Origin of the sequence: Clostridium polynesiense (assembly GCF_000820705.1) — a bacterium.
GTDB lineage: Bacteria > Bacillota > Clostridia > Clostridiales > Clostridiaceae > Clostridium_AA > Clostridium_AA polynesiense.
Window position 1 is genome coordinate 152,045 of record NZ_CCXI01000142.1, and the last position, 19,641, is coordinate 171,685.

At 33.2% G+C, this 19,641-nt stretch carries 21 protein-coding genes; 8 read left to right on the forward strand and 13 right to left on the reverse strand.

The genetic code is table 11. The features are described 5' to 3' along the window. Positions 1 to 64: 64 nt before the first annotated feature. Positions 65 to 964, reverse strand: a complete 900-nt coding sequence (locus tag TA89_RS15040) for an SPL family radical SAM protein (protein ID WP_040214582.1) — start codon at positions 962 to 964, stop codon at positions 65 to 67. A 48-nt stretch (positions 965 to 1,012) separates the two neighbouring features. Then, positions 1,013 to 1,723 carry a hypothetical protein gene (locus TA89_RS15045; protein WP_242850164.1) on the reverse strand — a complete coding sequence of 237 codons (711 nt, stop codon included), beginning with the start codon at positions 1,721 to 1,723 and terminating at the stop codon, positions 1,013 to 1,015. Positions 1,724 to 1,909: 186 nt separating this feature from the next. Here TA89_RS15045 and TA89_RS15050 point away from each other — a divergent pair, with 186 nt between their 5' ends. Next, positions 1,910 to 2,434 (forward strand): TetR/AcrR family transcriptional regulator, encoded by a 525-nt coding sequence (locus TA89_RS15050; protein WP_278246260.1) that lies wholly within the window; start codon positions 1,910 to 1,912, stop codon positions 2,432 to 2,434. An 89-nt stretch (positions 2,435 to 2,523) separates the two neighbouring features. Continuing rightward, complete coding sequence (locus TA89_RS15055) at positions 2,524 to 3,183, forward strand: hypothetical protein (RefSeq protein ID WP_040214585.1); 660 nt, start codon at positions 2,524 to 2,526, stop codon at positions 3,181 to 3,183. Between the two features lie 65 nt (positions 3,184 to 3,248). Here TA89_RS15055 and polC read toward each other — a convergent pair whose 3' ends face one another. From polC to TA89_RS15075, 4 genes are all read right to left on the reverse strand, one after another. Continuing rightward, positions 3,249 to 7,595 (reverse strand): DNA polymerase III subunit alpha, encoded by a 4,347-nt coding sequence (gene polC, locus TA89_RS15060; protein ID WP_040214655.1) that lies wholly within the window; start codon positions 7,593 to 7,595, stop codon positions 3,249 to 3,251. A 140-nt stretch (positions 7,596 to 7,735) separates the two neighbouring features. Beyond that, positions 7,736 to 8,914, reverse strand: coding sequence for an AI-2E family transporter (locus tag TA89_RS15065; RefSeq protein WP_052447543.1), 1,179 nt, complete (start codon positions 8,912 to 8,914; stop codon positions 7,736 to 7,738). A gap of 247 nt (positions 8,915 to 9,161) precedes the next feature. Continuing rightward, positions 9,162 to 9,731: a GNAT family N-acetyltransferase gene (locus TA89_RS15070; protein WP_040214586.1), complete on the reverse strand. Its 570-nt coding sequence runs from the start codon at positions 9,729 to 9,731 to the stop codon at positions 9,162 to 9,164. A gap of 135 nt (positions 9,732 to 9,866) precedes the next feature. Next, complete coding sequence (locus tag TA89_RS15075) at positions 9,867 to 10,577, reverse strand: ABC transporter permease (protein WP_040214587.1); 711 nt, start codon at positions 10,575 to 10,577, stop codon at positions 9,867 to 9,869. Between the two features lie 269 nt (positions 10,578 to 10,846). On the opposite strand from TA89_RS15075, the gene TA89_RS15080 reads away from it, so the two are divergent. Then, entirely contained in the window at positions 10,847 to 11,086 is a 240-nt protein-coding gene (locus TA89_RS15080; RefSeq protein WP_187119315.1) for a hypothetical protein, read from the forward strand. Positions 11,087 to 11,171: 85 nt separating this feature from the next. Here TA89_RS15080 and TA89_RS15085 read toward each other — a convergent pair whose 3' ends face one another. After that, positions 11,172 to 11,594 (reverse strand): N-acetyltransferase, encoded by a 423-nt coding sequence (locus tag TA89_RS15085; RefSeq protein WP_040214588.1) that lies wholly within the window; start codon positions 11,592 to 11,594, stop codon positions 11,172 to 11,174. A gap of 601 nt (positions 11,595 to 12,195) precedes the next feature. Here TA89_RS15085 and TA89_RS15090 point away from each other — a divergent pair. Continuing rightward, on the forward strand, positions 12,196 to 12,375 hold the full coding sequence (locus TA89_RS15090; RefSeq protein WP_040214589.1) for a hypothetical protein: 180 nt from the start codon (positions 12,196 to 12,198) through the stop codon (positions 12,373 to 12,375). Positions 12,376 to 12,532: 157 nt separating this feature from the next. Here the strand turns inward: TA89_RS15090 and TA89_RS15095 are convergent, their stop codons facing one another. The 6 genes from TA89_RS15095 to TA89_RS15115 all read right to left on the reverse strand — a co-directional run bounded on the left by TA89_RS15095 (position 12,533) and on the right by TA89_RS15115 (position 16,215). Then, entirely contained in the window at positions 12,533 to 13,579 is a 1,047-nt protein-coding gene (locus TA89_RS15095) for a S66 family peptidase (protein WP_040214590.1), read from the reverse strand. A 271-nt stretch (positions 13,580 to 13,850) separates the two neighbouring features. Then, positions 13,851 to 14,048, reverse strand: coding sequence for a hypothetical protein (locus TA89_RS15100; RefSeq protein WP_040214591.1), 198 nt, complete (start codon positions 14,046 to 14,048; stop codon positions 13,851 to 13,853). Continuing rightward, positions 14,038 to 14,160, reverse strand: a complete 123-nt coding sequence (locus TA89_RS19085) for a hypothetical protein (RefSeq protein ID WP_278246253.1) — start codon at positions 14,158 to 14,160, stop codon at positions 14,038 to 14,040. The genes TA89_RS15100 and TA89_RS19085 overlap by 11 nt, the downstream gene beginning before the upstream one ends. A gap of 3 nt (positions 14,161 to 14,163) precedes the next feature. After that, a complete protein-coding gene (locus TA89_RS15105; protein ID WP_147590151.1) occupies positions 14,164 to 14,496 on the reverse strand; it encodes an RNA polymerase sigma factor in 333 nt (110 codons plus the stop codon). A gap of 132 nt (positions 14,497 to 14,628) precedes the next feature. Further along, positions 14,629 to 15,810: a hypothetical protein gene (locus TA89_RS15110; protein ID WP_040214593.1), complete on the reverse strand. Its 1,182-nt coding sequence runs from the start codon at positions 15,808 to 15,810 to the stop codon at positions 14,629 to 14,631. Positions 15,811 to 16,032: 222 nt separating this feature from the next. Continuing rightward, entirely contained in the window at positions 16,033 to 16,215 is a 183-nt protein-coding gene (locus TA89_RS15115; protein WP_040214594.1) for a hypothetical protein, read from the reverse strand. 251 nt (positions 16,216 to 16,466) lie between these two features. On the opposite strand from TA89_RS15115, the gene TA89_RS15120 reads away from it, so the two are divergent. The 4 genes from TA89_RS15120 to TA89_RS15130 all read left to right on the forward strand — a co-directional run bounded on the left by TA89_RS15120 (position 16,467) and on the right by TA89_RS15130 (position 19,587). Continuing rightward, complete coding sequence (locus TA89_RS15120; RefSeq protein WP_040214595.1) at positions 16,467 to 17,852, forward strand: DUF4317 domain-containing protein; 1,386 nt, start codon at positions 16,467 to 16,469, stop codon at positions 17,850 to 17,852. An 11-nt stretch (positions 17,853 to 17,863) separates the two neighbouring features. Continuing rightward, a complete protein-coding gene (locus TA89_RS19090) occupies positions 17,864 to 17,989 on the forward strand; it encodes a hypothetical protein (protein WP_278246254.1) in 126 nt (41 codons plus the stop codon). Between the two features lie 107 nt (positions 17,990 to 18,096). Further along, complete coding sequence (locus TA89_RS15125) at positions 18,097 to 19,233, forward strand: ABC transporter permease (protein WP_040214597.1); 1,137 nt, start codon at positions 18,097 to 18,099, stop codon at positions 19,231 to 19,233. A gap of 15 nt (positions 19,234 to 19,248) precedes the next feature. Continuing rightward, the gene (locus TA89_RS15130) at positions 19,249 to 19,587 is read left to right on the forward strand and encodes a hypothetical protein (protein ID WP_040214598.1); all 339 of its coding nucleotides are present in this window, start codon (positions 19,249 to 19,251) and stop codon (positions 19,585 to 19,587) included. Positions 19,588 to 19,641 lie beyond the last annotated feature (54 nt).

The window sequence follows — 19,641 nt, forward strand, 5'->3', positions numbered from 1 at the left end:
CTTGAATATATAAGTTTTAAGGGAAGTCAAATGACTTCCCTTATTTTATAAATGGAACTTATTTTTATAAGAGCAGGGATAATTGAACATTTCCCCCCTGCTTTATCTTTTCCTTCATTGGCTTTGTATAGCTTCCGGAAAGCTTGTATTTGCTTCTCAGCTCATTTACCCTTAAGTATAATTCATCTTTATATTCCTTCCCTGCTCCTCCTGTTTTATATAAAGCTTGAAGAGGCTCATACAAATCAGCAAACTCCCTTTGAATAAATTTAAAGAATTCTGTTCTTGTGGTTCCTCTTAAGTATAGGGTTCCCGGAAGAACATAATCTACTTCACACTCTTTTGCCAGATTAAACATAGCATCAAAATTTTCATAGCTGTCCGTTATATAAGGTATTATAGGCATAACATGGAGACCTATACTGGCATTGGTTTTTCTAAATTCCTTAAGCACCTGAAATCTCTCCAGGGTGGATGCTCCGAAAGGCTCTATCTTATTTCTTACAGCTTCATCCATAGTAGTTATGGTTTCCGCCACGTTTATATAAGTAATCCTGGATAGCTCATCTATTAAGTCATAATCTTTTAAAATCAGCTTTGATTTGGTAGAAATTATTGCTGGAGTTTTATATTTAATGAGGAGCTTCAGTATTTCAGGCATAAGCTTGTATTTATCCTCGGCTGGCTGATAGCTGTCCGTTACCCCTCCTATATTTATAACCTCTCTCTTCCAGCTGTCCTTTTTAAGCTCCTTTTCCAGCTCTTCCACTATGTTAGTTTTAATGTGGATATCTGTAAAAAAGTCTACAGAATCTAAATATTTATGAGAATACATGGCATAACAATACCTGCAGCCATGCTGGCATCCTCTGTATATATTTAAATCCCAGCCATAGGGTATTTTTCTTTTGAGTTTTGTTAAAGCTCCGGAGCAGATTTCTTCTTTATATTCTATCTTACTCATCTCAACATCCCTTTTATATTAAATATTTTATTTATAAATTTAATCCCCTTAGTAATTCTTCTTTAGTTCTTCAATCATCCACTGATATTGTAAATCTCCAAGTCCATACTGAGGAAATAACTTAAGCAGCTCCTCCAGAAGGCTTTCTTTATTAATATTATTTTTTATATAACGTATAATATCGCTTTTTTCTTCTTTGTAGCCAAGATATAAATTCATTGCCTGATAATTTACCGGAAGCATTTCACCGTAAAATTTCTCTTTCCGGCAAAGTATTGTTTTATATATATGATTATAACCTTTTACATCAATTTCCAATGCCCCGAAAAGCATCTCTTCCTTTTGTTCCTGAAGCATACAAAAAAGTACATCTCCCTTAAAATCTATCTGATCCAAATAGGTTAATACTGTAATAAGGTTCATTTGGCAGAACATATCATCACCAAACCATAAAACCACAACGTCAAACCCACCTTCAAAAAGAGGTTTTAAAGGTTCTATTACAATTTCTCTATATTCCTTTGAGGTAGATTTTAAGGATCGGGATCTTTTTTTAACAAATTCTGATGAAAATATTTTCTCCTCTGTTTCTCCCCAGCACATCGCTTCATTAAAAGGAACATATGTAGCTTTTTCATTCATTAATTTTTGTTTGTGAAATGCTTCAAGCATACAGTATCCGTTTAGAATGTGGAGAGTTTTCAAAGGATAACTCTCATCTATAAAATTCATCATTTTTCTTATGTCGGAATTCATCATTAAACCACCCCCTTATTATGATAATACCATATAGTATATATATTGTTTTGATATTAATTGTGGTGTTTAATTTCAAAATAAATTTAAATAAATAGGTAGACACCATAAATTAAATATGTTATACTGAACGCAGTTCAGTTTGGAGGTGATATTATTAATACTATAGTTACTTCGAAGGAAGCCATACTGGCAGCTAGCAGAGAACTTGCTTCAAAAGAGGGACTACAGTCACTGAATATGCGTGATGTAGCAAAAAAATGCAATGTGTCTGTGGGATCAGTTTATAACTATTTCCCCTCTAAAGCAGATTTAATTGCTGAAACAATACAAGACTTGTGGCAGAGCATCTTTCACATAGGCAAATTTCCTAATAACACAAATTCCTTCACAGACTACGTTGCCTGGATATTTGAAAGTGTACATGTTGGTATAGAAGAATATCCTAATTTCTTCACTGCCCATTCCATGAGCTTTGCTAATGCAGATAAAGGTAAAGCCCGTGAAGTAATGGAAAAATATTTTCACCACATGAAAACTGAACTCATAAAAGCTCTTGAAAAAGATAATAATATAAGAGAAGCTGCTTTTTCTGATGATTTTTCAAAGGCTGATTTTGTAGGTTTTGTTTTTACAAATCTGCTTAACCTTCTTATAAAACAGGAAAGCTCCTGTAATATACTTATTGAAATAATAAAGCGTTCTATTTATTAAAATTTATAATGTTGATTCCCCGCTTTTACGGCGGGTTTTCATAAAAATAAAATTGAACAATGTTCAATTAAAAGAAAAGGAGACTTACTATGCAAGCAATTATGGAAACAACTTTTGATGTGGTATATCTCACCACAGTTATTATCCTAGGAATTATCATGATCAAAAAAAGTAACGGAAACAAGCAATACAAGCTGTTTGGAATTATGGCTGTAACCCTTGGTCTAGGCGATTCTTTTCACCTTGTTCCCAGAGCTTTGGCTCTTTGTACTACCGGATTAGAAAACTACACCGTTGCCCTTGGAATTGGTAAATTCATTACCTCAATTACTATGACTGTGTTTTATATACTGCTTTATTATGTTTGGCGTCTGCGTTACAATATAGAAGGAAAAAAATCTCTCACTATTTCCATATATGCTTTAGCAATATTAAGAATAATATTATGCTTTATGCCTCAAAATCAATGGACTAGTGCAAATCCTCCACTGTCATGGGGAATTTATCGTAATATTCCTTTTGCAGCAATGGGAATCCTTGTAATAATCCTCTTTTATCAAAGTGCAAAAAATACAAAGGATAAAGCCTTTAAGTATATGTGGCTTACTATCGTGTTGAGCTTTGCTTTTTACATCCCTGTAGTATTATTTGCTGACACTATTCCTGTTATAGGTACACTTATGATTCCAAAAACCTGTGCTTATGTTTGGACAGTTTTAATTGGATATAATGAAATGAAAGCAACTTAACTAAAATAAAGCCGCAGAAAGCTAATATCAAGCTTTCTGCGGCTTATAAATATCTGTTTTACTCCTTATATAACATCAAAGAAGCACATCTGATCGCTTTCAGGAAGTCCTTTTAAGCATCCGAATTTCTTAAGAAGCTCTATAGCAGAGTTTCCAATCTTACTTCTCTTCCTTACATCCTCTATGGAGTTGAAGGCTTTTTCCGAAGCTGCATTGTATATGCTTTCTGCGGCTATGTTTCCCATTCCTGATATACTGTTTATAGGCGGTCTTAACCCCTCCTCCTCCACAATAAACCTGCTGTAATGGGATTTGTAGAGATCTATGGGCAGGAACTTAATTCCCCTCTCATACATTTCAAGAACTATCTCCAGGTCATCATACATATCCTTATCTTTAGGGGATGCCTGCATTCCCATAGCCTGAATCTCCTTCATCTTTTCCATTACCTTTTCTTTTCCGAATATCATAAATTCACTGTCAAAGGATTTTGCCCTTATGGAGAAATAGGCTGCATAGTATGCCTTAGGTATATGCACCTTGAACCAAGCTATTCTGAAGGCCATCATAACATAAGCCGCAGCGTGAGCCTTAGGGAACATATACTTTATCTTTCTGCAGGAATCTATATACCACTCCGGTACATTGTTCTTTCTCATTAGCTCCTCATATTCTGCCCACTTTTCAGGATCTTTTAAGGCTTTTCCCTTACGTACCAGCTCCATTATCTTAAAGGCAGAGTTTGGAGGAAGCCCCTGTTTTATTAGATAAGTCATGATATCGTCTCTTGTACAAACAGCCTCACTTAAGGTAACAGTGCCGGACTCTATTAAGGTCTGCGCATTGCCCAGCCAAACGTCAGTACCATGGGAAAGTCCTGATATACATATAAGATCTGCAAAGGTTGTTGGCATTGTATCTAAAAGCATACCTCTTACAAACCTTGTGCCGAATTCAGGTATGCCAAAGGTTCCTACCTTAGAGTTTATCTGCTCCGGAGTTACACCTAAGGCCTCAGTGGAGGAAAATATAGACATAGTCTCCTTATCGTCTAAAGGTATCTTTTGAGGATCCACTCCTGTTATATCCTGAAGCATTCTGATTACAGTAGGATCATCGTGTCCCAGTATATCCAGCTTCAAAAGGTTCTGGTCGATGGAGTGGTAATCAAAGTGGGTGGTTATAATATCTGATTCAGGGTCATCAGCAGGGTGCTGTATTGGGCAGAACTCAAATATTTCCCTTCCCTTTGGTACAACTATTATTCCTCCTGGGTGCTGTCCCGTAGTTCTCTTTATTCCTGTACACCCTTTAGCTAATCTCATTATTTCTGCTTTATTTATGTTGACATTTTTCTCTTCAAAATATTTTTTAACATAGCCGAAGGCTGTTTTTTCAGCAATGGTACCTATGGTTCCTGCCTTAAAGGTGGTGCCCTTTCCAAAGATAACCTCTGTATATCTGTGAGCTTTTGCCTGATATTCTCCGGAGAAGTTTAAGTCTATATCCGGCTCCTTATCTCCGTTAAAGCCCAGGAAGGTCTCAAAAGGTATATCAATACCATCCTTATCCAGCTTTTCCCCGCATTCAGGGCACAGTCTGTCCGGCAAGTCAAAGCCTATCTTAAAGCCATGGTCACTGAAGTCTGAATACTTGCACTTTGGACATCTGTAGTGTGGTGGAAGGGCGTTTACCTCAGTAATACCGGTCATATTAGCTACAAAAGAGGAACCAACAGAACCTCTGGAACCTACCAGATAACCATCTTCATTGGATTTCCACACAAGCTTCTGAGCAATAATATACATTACTGAAAACCCGTTTTTAATAATAGAATCCAGTTCTCTTTCCAGCCTCTTTTGAACTATTTCCGGAAGGGGGTCCCCATAGAGCTCATGAGCTTTACCGTAGGCGATGTCCTTAATTGTCTGCTCGCAGCCTTCAATGTGAGGAGGACATTTTTCCGGTGATATGGGGCTTATCTGCTCACACATATCCGAAATTTTATTGGTGTTTGTAACTACCACTTCATAAGCCTTCTTCGCGCCTAAATAAGAAAATTCCTCCAGCATCTCCTCAGTGGTTCTTAAATATAATGGGGCCTGATTGTCTGCATCTTTAAAGCCCTGACCAGCTTCAAGAATACGCCTGTATATTTCATCCTCCGGGTCCATAAAGTGGACATCACCCGTAGCAACTACAGGTTTATTCAGCTTTTCACCAAGCTTTACAATTTTTCTGTTAATTTCCTTAAGATACTCTCTGTCAGGAACCTGTTCAGATCTAACCAAATAGTCATTATTCATTATAGGCTGAATTTCTAAATAATCGTAATCCTCTGCAATAGCTTCAATCTCCTCTTCAGACCTTCCAAGAAGTATAGCCTGATAAAGCTCTCCCTCACTGCAGGCGCTTCCAATAATAAGCCCTTCTGAATACTTTTTATAAAGGCTCTTTAAAATACGGGGCTTTTTATAAAAATAATTTAAATGAGAATAGGATACCAATCTGTATAAATTTTTAAGTCCTGTATAATCCTTTGCCAATATTATTGCATGATGAGTTCTCAGCTTTTTATACTCCTGCTTTTTAGCCTCCTCATCGGAACCGTATATATCTATCTCTTCAAGGGTTGCGGCTCCTCTTTCCTTAAGCATTTCAACCATGACATTAAACACTTTTACGGTGGTTGCCACGTCATCTAAAGCTCTATGGGCAACCTCTACCTTTATACCGAGATGCTTAGCAATTCTTCCCAGCTTATAGGTCTTATATTCAGGGAATAAGTCCTTTGCCAGGGATAAAGTATCAATATATGTAAAATCAAAATCATATCCCAGCACTCTGGCATTATGTTTTAAAAATCCTACGTCAAACTCTGCATTATGAGCAACAAGAACGGTTCCCTTTATAAATTCCAGCATTTTAGGAAATACCTTTTCTATAGTTTCCGCATCCTTTACCATATCATCGGTTATGTTGGTAACCTCCACAACTCTTAAAGGAATTGGCTTTTCAGGATTTACAAAGCAGGAAAACTCATCTATAACCTTTCCGTCCTGAATCTTCATAATCCCTATTTCAGTGATTTTTTCAGTCACCGCAGAAAACCCTGTGGTTTCTAAGTCCAGCACACAGTAGGTAGTATCTATGCTTTGCCCTTTAGGATTTGTCACTGAAGGTTTTTTATCCGGTGCCAGATAGGCTTCAACGCCATATATAACCTTCATGTCAGGGTTATCTCTTCCTAATAGCTTATGAGCTTCAGGAAAGGACTGAACCACACCATGATCTGTTATAGCTATGGACTTCATTCCCCAGCTCATGGCTCTCTTAATTAAATCCTTGGCATTGGTCATGGCATCCATCTGGCTCATTTGGGTATGCATATGGAGCTCTACCCTCTTAACCTCTGATCTATCCTGCCTCTTGACTTTCTTTAATCCTTCTGTTTCCACTATGGTATTTGCAATAAGCTCAATTTCATCTGAGAATTTGCTGTAGCCTGAATTACCTGCAATCTTAACCCCTTTAGCTTTTTTAAGCTTTGAGAGCACCTCTTCATCTTCACCGGGTTTACAGAAGGCTTTACAGGTCATAGAGCTCGTTCCATCATATAAGTCAAAAGAAACCAATGTTTTACCGCTTTTTAGTTCCTTTGTTTCTATGTTGGATAGCTCACCTTCTATTGCTATCCTGCCTTCATCGGGAGTAATATCTGTTATCTTTATTATAGGCTGTTTAATATTAGTGCTTCTGCCCAGTATAAGGAAAGGATTTCCCTTCTTTCCTCCGGATTCTCCCTTATCCTCGTAATTATTTTCTGAAGCATCTCTGGAAGCTGACAGGACATTACTGCTTATAGCCTCTTTAATTTCCTTTTGGATTATAAGCATTTCCTTTGCCTGTCTTTCCTCCTGCTGTTTTATAAGCTCTTCAGTGCTTAGTTTATCTATAAAGTTTATTTTATAAGAGGTGCCGTATAGGTTTTTTATAGCGGTTTGAATTTTTTTATCATAATTCATAGTCTTAAAAAATCCGGATACTCCGGATTTGAAGATAATATTTATGGTGTTTTCCTTAATTTCAAATTCACTATCCTTTGAAAGCACGGATTTTAAAGCAGGATATTTTTCTGCCACCAAAAATATAATATCTTTTATTTCCTCTGATAAGGGTTTTTTTTCTGTTCCTTCAGCATATTTTACGGTAATAATAGAGTCCTCTAAGAAAAATCTCTCCTTTATAAAGGTATTAAGATTTTCCAATTCTCTTATATCAATATACTTATCAGAGCATAATTTTATTTCTATTGTTCTATTTCTTTTATTTAACACCGCTGCCTCAACCAAGGCAGTACATATACTGCCAGCTGCTCCAAAATCACTAAAAATTTCATCTACTCTTTTCATAGCACTCACGAACTTCTCCTGAAAATTTTCAATATGATATCATTATATAAAACTTATTAAGACTTTGTCATATATAAAAAAGAGGTATAGAGTTACTCATCTTAAAAAGTAAGCCTATATCTCTTATTATAGAACTAATTCTATATTCTTTGCTCTTTTCCTTTTTTATATTCACTGTATCTGTTAAAATATACCCTTAAAAGTCCGGCAAAGGGTATGGATAATATCATTCCTAATGCTCCAAAATAGCTTCCCCCTATGAGCACCGCTATTAATATCCAAACCGGTGAAAGTCCTATCTTATCACCAACGATTTTAGGCTGAATAAAATTACCGTCTACCTGCTGATATAAAAGTAAAAGCACAGCTCCGGTTATTCCTAAAGGAAGGCTTGTAAAGGCCCCCAGGAAGAAAGCTAAAACCGCACCGATTAAAGGCCCTACATAAGGAATTATATTCGTTATCCCTGCAATAAAGCCTACAAGTACAGCAAAGGGATGTTTGATTAAAAGCAGAAGACTTGTGGACACTAACCCTACTATAACAGAATCCAGCAATTCTCCTAAAATAAATTTACCCACTATATTATCCAAATCATGAACGAAGGTAGTAAGAAGCTTTCCCAGCTTCTTAGGTAAAAGTACATCTCTAATCCTTTTTATCTGACGTATCAATCTTTCCTTATCCACTAAGAAATAAAGAGTGAGTATTACTATTACCACAAAATCCAGAAGAAAAGAGGATATCTCTGAAATAGTGCCTATAATAAAACTTAAGCCATCCTGAGCTATTGCTCCTAATTTATTTACAATCTCAGCAGAAATTTCACCGGTAAATTTAACGTCTATACTTCTGCTGTTCAACTCTTTTACTAATATATTTACCCATTCCACTATTCGAGTCTGAATATACGGTAAAGAGTTTATCATCTTATTTATATTTTCTAAAATAGGAGGAACTAAAAAGTTATATATAAGCACCAGGAGAAATATGGTTATAGAAAATACCATCAATACGCTTACTAACCTTATCCCAGTGCTGTATTCCTTTTTAACTTCCTTTTTTGAAACTAAACTTACTGTCTTAAAGAGAAGCTTATCACAATACTTAACAGGTACAAAGAACAGATATGACAACAGCACAGCATAAATTATAGGCGAAATTACCGATAAAAACCTTTTAAATTCATATATGCTCCTGCTTACCATTAAGTCTCCGTGCTCAATAAGCTTAAAAGTTAAAACCACTACTGCAGCAATAAAAACTATAATTACTCCGTATTTAATGTATAAGTTATTTTTCTTTAGCTTTTCCAACATTTTATTCTCCCATATTTACTACTTATTTATTTTAGTTTAACCATTTAATTGTAATCAATGTAGTTAAACATATATTTTACTTTTTTAGTTAACCAGTTATTTTAAATTATATCATTTCTTTAAAAAAGAGAAAAACAAGGAAAATACATATCTTCCTTGTTCCCTTAATTGTGGAATATATTTACTTAGTATTGTAAAAGCTTAGCTTTTATAATACTAAGTTTGTCACTTGTCAGGTGCCTGGCACCTATTTTAATCCAAGCCACATCACTACATTGCTGTCCTCTTTTGCTGCTTCTTTAAATCCAAACTCTTCATACATATTTAAGGTTCCTCTGTATCTTTTTTCGGAATCTTTTATTCCCTCCACAGGAATAGATAATACCCCGTCAAAGCCCTGCGCTTTGAAGTTCTCTACAGCCTTATTAAGCAGAAGTCTCGCTACACCCTGCCCTCTATATTCCGGGTCAATTACAAAGCAGATAACACAGCCAGCCTTCCTATTCTTAACTATATGCTCTAAATCCTTTTCTATTCTTTTTAACTTATGTACATCATTGGCATTACACCAGCCTATGCATTTGTCACCGTGAAAAGCAAGATATCCCTTCATGTTGCCCTTTCTTATTTCTTCTAATGCCTCTAGGCGGTTCTCTTCACCCGTTCTTTTTTGCCATTCCTCTGAAGAGCAGCTCGTGTGATAGAATCTGCAAAAACAGGTTGCCCAGTGAGGAGCATAGTTAAAATCAAGCTCCCCTAAATATTTTACAAAGGTTTCAGCAAGCTCAGCACTAAGTGGTTTAACAGTATAATTCATATGTTTCCTCCTTTTTTATGAAAACATTAATAAACTTCTGAGCATATTCCTTATTCATCAGCAATTCTCATAGTACTTTCCTTTTTAGAATTTGTAGAATAACCGTAGTTTAACATTGAGCTGGAGTCCTTATCTTTAAAATGCTGATATTAAATGAAGCTTATTATCCCCTATTGCCTCTTTTAAAGGATTATGCTTTCCATATGGCTCACTTATATAAACCTCGGCTCTCTTACTCTTATTGAAGCTCTGAGAGATATTCATTGCTGCATCTGATGCCTTCTCATCCAAAGTATCCACGGTAATAGCTTTCATAGATAAAGTAAAATCCATGGAATTCAGATTTATATAAATGCTGTCCCTTAGTACATTGCTTTTTTTATCGCCTAATATTCCCACCACTTCATAGGCTTCACCTTGAATTTTTATGGTGTTATTTATAATCCGATCTTTTAAATTGTATCCTACTAAAGCTGCTTTCTTTTTTGATTTAATTTCCTCAGCAGTAAACATTCTTCCCTCCATTAAGGGATACTTTTTCTCAATTTCATAGTTGTAATAGGTTCCTTTTATTTCAGTCATTTCTTCATCGTTGTTAAGGGTTATGATGCCTTCTAAAATAACCCTTTTATCCTTCAGCAAATCTATTAATTCATCTTTATTTATGCCATCTGCTCTCTGGAAAAACATAGTTTTTGCATCCTCGCTGATTAAAGACTGCTGGGTTTTTAATTGCTCTTCTACATTTAAAACATTTACTATTACCCCTATAAAAAATATATTAATTACAAAAAAAGTGCAGAAAAGCACCCAATATTTTTTGATCATTCTTTTTAACTTGTACAATACATTCACTCCCAAAATATAAAGTTACAGAAGAACCTAGCTGTAGAAAATTATATTTGATAAGGCTTAAAGTTTATTTGTATTATACATTTATTTCTAATACTGTTCAATATTTACTATTAATAAAACTACATGTTAATAATTTTTTAATAAGTGCTTAAGGGGATTTTAAAGTTGACTGTGATGACAGAAAAGCTGTTATACTTCTTAACACAGCCAATCCAAAGCAAGAAAATCTTGAAGAGGTAATTGTTCACGAACTATTTCATTTGAAGATGTACCCTCTTGATCAGGTTACAGAATCCTTGATTATTGCAAATTTTCAAGAAGGAACACCGGCATATGATTTTGCATACAGGCAGTTCTTTCTATCCTTAGAGCAGACAGTAGAAGAACTGACAAAGTGTTTTCTCCTTGAGTTTGGTGAAAACAAGGAGCTGTCCTATGGCAGGTGCAAAAATCAAAAATCCTATAATGAGCTTTTTGACGGGCTGAAGAGCATTGAGTAATACTACAATATGAAAATTTATCTTAAGTGTGGATAAATAAAAATCACTATTCATTATAAGAATAGTGATTTTTTATGTGTTTACTCTATATTTCCATTATATATTCCTGAAAGCCTGAGTCTTGATTTTCCTGTTCTTTAACTATTTTAAATCCTTTACTTTCATAGAATTTAACTGCTTTTTCATTGTCCTTATAAACAGCTAAGGTTAACTTTTTATATTTTTTAATTACGCAGTCAATGAGTTTACTTCCTATTCCTAAGCCCTGACAATCACAATCTACAAACAAAGCCCCTATGAAATCACTATTTATTATACTTATAAAGCCCTTAATATTTCCTTCTTCATCATATACAAAGGTATCTGATTGAGGCAGGTAAATATCTCTTACAGTATCATAATTGTTTTCCCAGTATTCTTTGTTTATAAAGTGATGAGCTTTTATAGTGCTTTCTTTCCATATATCCATAATTTTATCCGTATCTTCATTTTTTAATTTTCTTATCATAAATGTTTTATTCTCCTTGTTATTACTTTAATTTTAATAAAACCTTTCTTTTAGGACGTTCAATTATCTGAACAAATACTGTTCTTGAGTTATAGTTTCACTCATTATTTTATCTCCTTTATTAAATACTTGGTAGGTGTCAAAAACTTTTTCAGGCATAAATATATTCCTGCATCTTTTGCACTGAGGCTATTATTTCAACCTGATTCATTTTTTCACCTACTACATTAATTATAAAAAAAGTAGTAACACTTTACTTGACTTAAATTGCTAAATTCAACGGTACTTCTTGAAAATATCTTACTGATTACATACATCGGATTAGATTGCTATAAGTTTATAATGCTAAGAGCCTTATATAAAGGATTCAACAACTTACGGAACAATCGTCCCTTATCATTTTTTGTATCAACTGTAAATTAGTGCTATATTAAAGTAAAGGGAATTATATTTATAAATAAACAATATAATTCAGGATTTAAGTTTGAATCTTTAAGAATATATGAGTTTCAAAAGGTTGAACATTTACATTTAACTAGGTAAATAGGAATTTGATAACTAGAGAGATTAAGAATTATATTAAAAATGAGGGGAAATTTATATGGATTTAGGAGAAATACTAGGCAATATATTATCTAGTGCAATATTAATTTTAGGAATGGTATATATATTTTATTTAATTATTAAAATAGCAGTAAAACGTACTATAATAGAACTTTTACCTAAAATAAAATCAGAATTTAAAAAAGATGTTATAGACGTGATAAATAATATGAAATAACTATTTTAACTTTAGAATTATTTGTATAAATCTAATAGATAAATTCCAATTAGCAGTAATATCTAAATTTAGACTAAAAATTTATTATAATTAATATAAAAGGGCAGTAATATTTAGTGCCCTTTTTAGTGTTAAAAAAATATATTATTTAACTATATTATTCTACCCCAGCTTCCAATATGGAAAAGCTATTATTATCGCAATCTATTTCTCCTAAAGCTCCATAAGGAATAATCATCATAGGGGCTGTATGTCCAAAATTCATATTATACATTATAGGCAGCTCCTTTAATTTCATCTCATTTCTTACAACATTAATTATTGCAGTCTTGTATTCCTCATAATATTTGTTGTCATAAGGCTTAGCAAATATAATTCCATTAATCTTATCCAAAATTCTCTGAGCACCGTAATTTCTTAACCATAACTTGATAAAATCAGGCTCAGGCATATCCTCTGAGGTTTCCAGGAACAGTATTGATCCTTCCCATACCTTTTCTTCAGGCCAGATTTTGGTGCCCTTTATGATTTCCAGAACATCAATACAGCCTCCTATTAAGTGTCCTGAGGCTTTACCCCTTCCCTGTAATATTTCAGTACCCCTATTAAAATTCGTTTTTCTTTTAATATTTTTATTCTTTTCATCCCAAGGTAAATGTTCGCTCGTCCAAATATCTGATGAAGGAATCCTACCGATTTCACTGTTATTGAACAAAACCTTCTCTATCCAATGCTTTGTATAATCAAAGATCTCCACATTTTCAGCAAACTCTGACAGAACAGCCGGTCCATAAAAACTTGATAATCCTGCCTTAAGACATATCATGTGAGTGACATTAGCATCTGAGTACCCCATGAACACTTTAGGATTATTTCTTATGATGTCAAAATCTATATAGGGTAAAAGTCTTATACTATCGTCTCCCCCTATACAGGAGAATATTCCCTTTATAGACTTATCCTTAAAGGCATTCATCAAATCCTCTGCTCTCTTTTCAGGATGGTTATATAGGCATTCGCTGCCCTTTAATGTATTTTCCATTTCCACAACTTCAAGTCCGAATTCTTCCTCTAGTCTCTTCTTTCCCTGATTATATCTCCATAATATATCTTTATCTCCTGCACCGCCCCAGGATAAGCTTATTGTTGCTATTTTGTCCCCTCTTTTTAACATTTGGGGCTTTATCAGGTTTAATTTGCTCATAATGCTCATCCCCTTTTCTAAGTCTTTGTATTATTTTACTTATTATATAATATTTACATTAAAAATCATAATTAAATCTTTATAATTCTAGTTTTTATATCAGAATATAAAATAATCCTGTTTAATCCTATAGTTAGCAATAAGCATAGTCCAATAAGAGTAATATATCTGCTAGACTTCCTTGAAATTTAGGAGGTTATTAAAGCCACTGCAAAAGCAAGTATCTATGTAAGTATCACAGACAAAATAATATTCCTTACTGCATATCCTTTCATCTCTTTTTGTTGTATATTGAATAAGCTTGATTTTTAGCACCCTTTAAATAAGGAAAGATTCTCCTTCTTCCCTTTAATTCTTTGTCCAATATCTCCTTAATATTTTCCTGGAAATCCGCAATTGCTATTTCATCAGAACCTATATTTCCATGGAAATACTGTTCTTCTCTTACTTTCTCTTCCTTATCCTTCATTATTCATCTCCTCCTCTGCTGCAGATTTTATATTTTTACTAAGACTGTAGTATCTTGTTTTAACTGTTGATTCACTAAGCTCCAGAGTTTCTCCTATCTCTTTAAAGTCCATATCTTAAAAAATCTTCATTCTGAAAATCTGCTGAAGATTAGCTTCAAAGCTGTTAAGCAGGGTTAAAACCTCATTAACCATTTCTCCTTTTATAAATTCCTCCTCAATATTATCACTGCTCTTTAATTCCATGTCCTCAATAGATTTCGGCTTCACACTCTGCTTGTGGTATCTTGATCTGCAGTAATCTATTATTTTGCTGATTGAAATCATATATAGCCAAGTCCTAAAGAAGCATTCTCCTTCGTCATACTTCTCAATGAACTTTACCATGCTAATAAATATTTCCTGAGTTATAAAAGAAAAAGAGCCGTCCTCAGACAACTCTTTACTCAAATTATATAAAGATATTTAATTTATTTATTCTTCTATCATATTTCTGATGTTCCTATGCATACCTGCTTTTATCTCATTCCTCAGCAGATACCCCTAGGCTACTTTCCTTATAGCTTTTCAAAAGCTCAAAATTTATCTTTCTGAATCATCAGCACCATCTTTTGAATATTGAACAGCTTCCTTCATTATGCTGTCTTCAGCAATATCCTTTAAAGTTTTACCTGTGATAGATTTTTCAAACTCGGCGAATTTCTTTAATGGAGAGTTTTCATCCTCCATAAATACTTCGTCTTCAGTTATAAGAACCTTTCCTAGGTATTTATTATCTGTAAGCTGCATGCCTTCTCCCGTAGGAGCTTTATATACGCTGTAGAATTTACCGTCTTTTTCTTTATTTAAGTCTCTCATTGTTTCAATCCATCCGGCATCAATACCATTGAAAGAGGTTTTTCTTGTTTGATATTTATTTGAATCCACCATTACAAGTGAATATCCATCATATTTCTTTGTTATGTATGGGATATCAACTGCATCTAATTTTGTATATACAACCTTGTCCCCATCGAACAGGCTTCCTGCAAAAACTGAAGTGTATAACTTCTCATCTGCTTTCAGCTCTCCGGTCATTCCTAATCCTATCTTTAATTTATCTGCATCCTTAGCTGTATATCCCTGAACCTCAACCTTATTATTCCATGCTTCAATTAATGTTCTCACATGAGTATCTAGGTATATTGATGCTCCGGAAATAACATCGCTGTCAGAAGCTGCGTTAATGTTTGCTAATGGGTATAATGGTGACTTTGTTTTATCATCTCTGCCTGCAAATCCGCTGTTTACGACTTCATCTACAGTTTTACCTATCATAGCATCCTCTACTTGTCTCATTTGAAGGAACCAATCTTTACCAAGGTTTCCTTCTAAGTTATCTATACCATAATTATCTCCAACTCCATATTTTGTTAAAAGCGAGTCCGGATTATCCTTTCTTATATGAGGGAATGCTCCGATTGTTTGGTCTACACCCTTTTCCTTTAATTTAATAGTTCCATCCTCTTTTTCTACAAAGGCCTTTCTGATTTCATAGGAATCAGTGTTTATATCTAGTATTTTCCCATTTTCATCAAATAATACTACTGATCCTATTACTTCAACAGAGCCTCCTGTATTTTGTCTTTCATCAAAGTTACTATATCCGCTTAATCCCCCTAAGCCTATATATAACTTATTAGAAGCTTTTTCAGATTGTCCACATCCTGATAATAGTGATATAGACATTAATCCTGTTAATAAAATAGCAATTCTTTTTTTCATTATGCCTCTCCTTTTTAGCTCTTTTTGGTCTTAAAATGTCACCGAAATATATTATATATGATTTTGTATAACCTATTCAATGACTAATTTTTAACAATCACTTCAACCTGATTGTAAGAGACCATTTTAATTGTGTTACTATGGGACTTGGAATAAGAGTGATACCTTATCTTGATACTATTACAATAGAATCTGCAGAGGATTTCCCTTATGTTAACTAACCTACATTGCCTTTATAATGTAATTTAATTCATCTATTCTTATATATTCTATCTTCTTGTTATACTTTAGAAACTCCAATTTTAGTAAATCAATATATGAATAATATTCATCAATAATTTCTTCTATCTGTACCTGAGATAAGCCGCTTAAAATATCCTTCTGTGCTTCTTTATTCTCAAACATTAAATCACCAATCACTATTAATAATATTATCTTAAGCTTTCGCCTTGGGCTAAGGTCAATGAAAAATAAAATTTTTATTTTAAAAGCTTATAAGTACATAATCCCTCCTCTTACAACCAGTAGTGAAGGCAATTGAATCACATTTACATTTATATAATATTATTTGCGGTATATCAACTTTAATTAATATGAAAAAAATACTATACTTAATAAGGATACAAAAAGAAAATACCAGATTGAGGAGTTTATATATGAGAAAAAAAGATATACTTGAATTAAAAAAACGGTTTAAAAAAGATTACTGCACCTTCACTAAAATGTGCGGCTGCTATGTTAACGGAGAAAAACATATTATTTTAAAATTTAGAGAAACCTTTTTAAACCTTGATGAGGATGAATACTTTAAATACCTAGAAATTGCTAAAAAAGTACTGTCCGGAACTATTGGAAACAATATTTTAGAGCTTAACTTTCCACTTAATGAGGAGCTTGTAAATGAAAAACAGATTTCCTTTATGCAGCTTAAAAACAGTCAGTTAAAGGACGATGAGCTCCTTGACAATTTTTATGAGTCCATTATAAACAGTTATGATTATACCGGTAACTTTTTGATACTTCTTTTTCATGATGCTTATGATGTTATCACTAAAACCTCTGATAATGCCAAGATAGATGAATCGGAAGAGGTATATGAATATATTTTATGTGCCATTTGCCCTGTTTCGCTTTCAGATCCAGGCCTCAGATACTTTGAGGAGGAAAACAAGATAAAAGCACGTATCAGGGATTGGGTTGTAGAGGCTCCAACTAATGGCTTTGTGTTCCCTGCCTTTATTAATAGAAGCTCAGATGTTAACTCTATTATGTACTACACCAAAAACCCAAAGGATACACATCCTGAGTTGATGAAAAATGCTTTAGGCTGTTACTCGAAGCAGACTGCTGCTGTGCAAAAGGAAAACTTTCAATTAATTGTTAAAGACTCTTTTGGTACTGATGAAAAAAAAGCTAAAAAAGCTTTTATGGAAATTCAGGAAAACCTAAGTTCCATGATAGAGGAACATAAGTCTATGTACGGTGATACAGACAGCGAACCTATAACCTTAACAAATAAAGAAATACAAAACCTTTTAATTGAAAGTGATGTTCCTGAAGAAATTACTTCAAAAATTGAAAAATACTATACAGAAAGCTTTGGAAATGACCTTCCACTGGCAGAAAGCTTAATTGATGCAAAAGTCCTTAAAGCAAATGAGCAGAGAAGAAAAGAAGCACACCTGGAAAAACAGGTAGAAATACTTCAAAGCAAACTTGAACAAGCTAAACAAGAGGCCGCTGCAGATAAGGAAGCCTCAGAGCCTTTAGAGGATATGGATGATAATGTGATGTCAGACGAAGCTTTAGAAACTGCTTCAGAAGCAGATTTAGAAGAAAATCCGGAAGTTAATTTAGAGGAAGCACAAGATACAAATCCAGAGGATTCTGAGGCTTCCCCTAACTATGACGTCATACTTCAAGTTAAGCCTGAAAAAATACCTCATATAAAATCTCAAATAATAGATGGCCAAAAGTGCATAGTTATACCTATTAATGAGGATGAACAAGCTAAGGTTAATGGGCTGGATGATTTGATTTAGGTTGTATGTTAATGAAGAGACTAGGAGCCTCCATAGATTTGATTGACAAATCTATGGAGGCTCTATCTTTATTTTTCAACACTATACTAAATGGACGAAATATATTTTTTTCTATAGTTATATATTCTTACATATAATTACATTTTTTTCATATCGTGATTGTTATAATAAAACAGTAAGCTTTGAATCAGTTTACACCTTTCTTTAATACCCCTTTGTAAATTTATTTTGATGGAGATTACTTATGAATATAATAAAGCTTTTTATAAAACAAATTAAGGCCCATCCCGTTACTGTTATATTTTTTATGGTTGGTTATTTTATATCAACTTTAATACTTTCAATCGGCTTTAGTAATATAGTTTATATGAGAAATTCTATAATTGAAAGAAATAATGGAATATATAAAGACAGCCTAAATATTTATATATCCAGTTCAAAAAGTATAAATTTTGATAATATTATTGATACCTTCAAAGATATTTCAAAAAAGAGCAAAATAAGAATAACTAATTTATCTTCCTACATAGGTAATGGTAATGAAGAGCTGCATATTATAGCTGAGTACTTTAAATCAGATAACGGTAATTTTAATTTTCCTATAATAAAAGGACGACACTATACCGCTGAAGAGATATTAAAAGGTGAAAAAGTAGTTTTGTTAGGTAATGACTTGGAACAGCATACTTTTAATGATGGTGATAAACAAAAAATAAAAATAGGATTAAGTGAATATACCGTAATCGGATTTATTGGAAATAAAAACAAAAAATCTATTTGGGATAAAACAGTTTTTATGCCAATAACCTCAATCCCGGAAAACAGCAAATTGAATTACTTTAAATCCATGACCTCATCATTATTGCTGATTAGCGAATCTCAAAAGGAAGCTTCTGATTTACAATCTTTAATTAATAATATAAAAAAAATAGATCCTAATTCTATTGTGGAAGCATCTAGAACTGAAGAGTCAAAAAATGTATTTTTAAACGTACTTAGTCAAAATGCAGGTATAATACTAATATCAATCCTTCTCTTTGGATTTTCAATAATTAATATAGTTAACATATCTTCATTTTGGATAAATGAAAGAAAAACAGAAATTGCAATAAGAAAATCCTTTGGAATAAATAATTTTCAGATATTTATATTATTATTTATGGAATTCTTATCCATAACTCTTATTACCACAATTATAAGCCTAGTATTTCAAGCTGGTTTAAGCACAGCTATTAACAGTGCTTTTGGCTATTTTTTGTATGTCACCAAAGAAAACTTTATTTTGTCTTTAATTATTTCAATCCTTTCAGCATTAATAACAGTAATTGTCCCTTCAATAAAGATGATGAAAATTAGCCCCATAGAAGCACTTAAAATATAGAGAGGTATATTACTAATGTTTATAAAATCTATTTTAAAGGAAATGATGAATAAAAAGTTTAGCAATATATTAATAATAATCCAGCTTGTGATAACTATAATTCTCTTAGTTTATTGCTACGACAGCATAAGGATGCTTAATTATCCTCAGCAACAGTTAAAATCAATATTGGGTAATGATTATAAAAATATTTATCAGCTAAAAATAAAAAAATCCTCTGACTCCGAAGAATTTGCAGATATGTTTAACAAATTTGATTCCAGATTAAAAAATCTATTAGATTCTGAGAATATAGGTGCTTTTAATTTAACTAATACTCAATTTGATCAATTAGATAAAATGAGAAATTCATGAATTTAAGACGTACACTAACCAAAGGAACCTTTAAAGAATTATATCCTCAGGCAA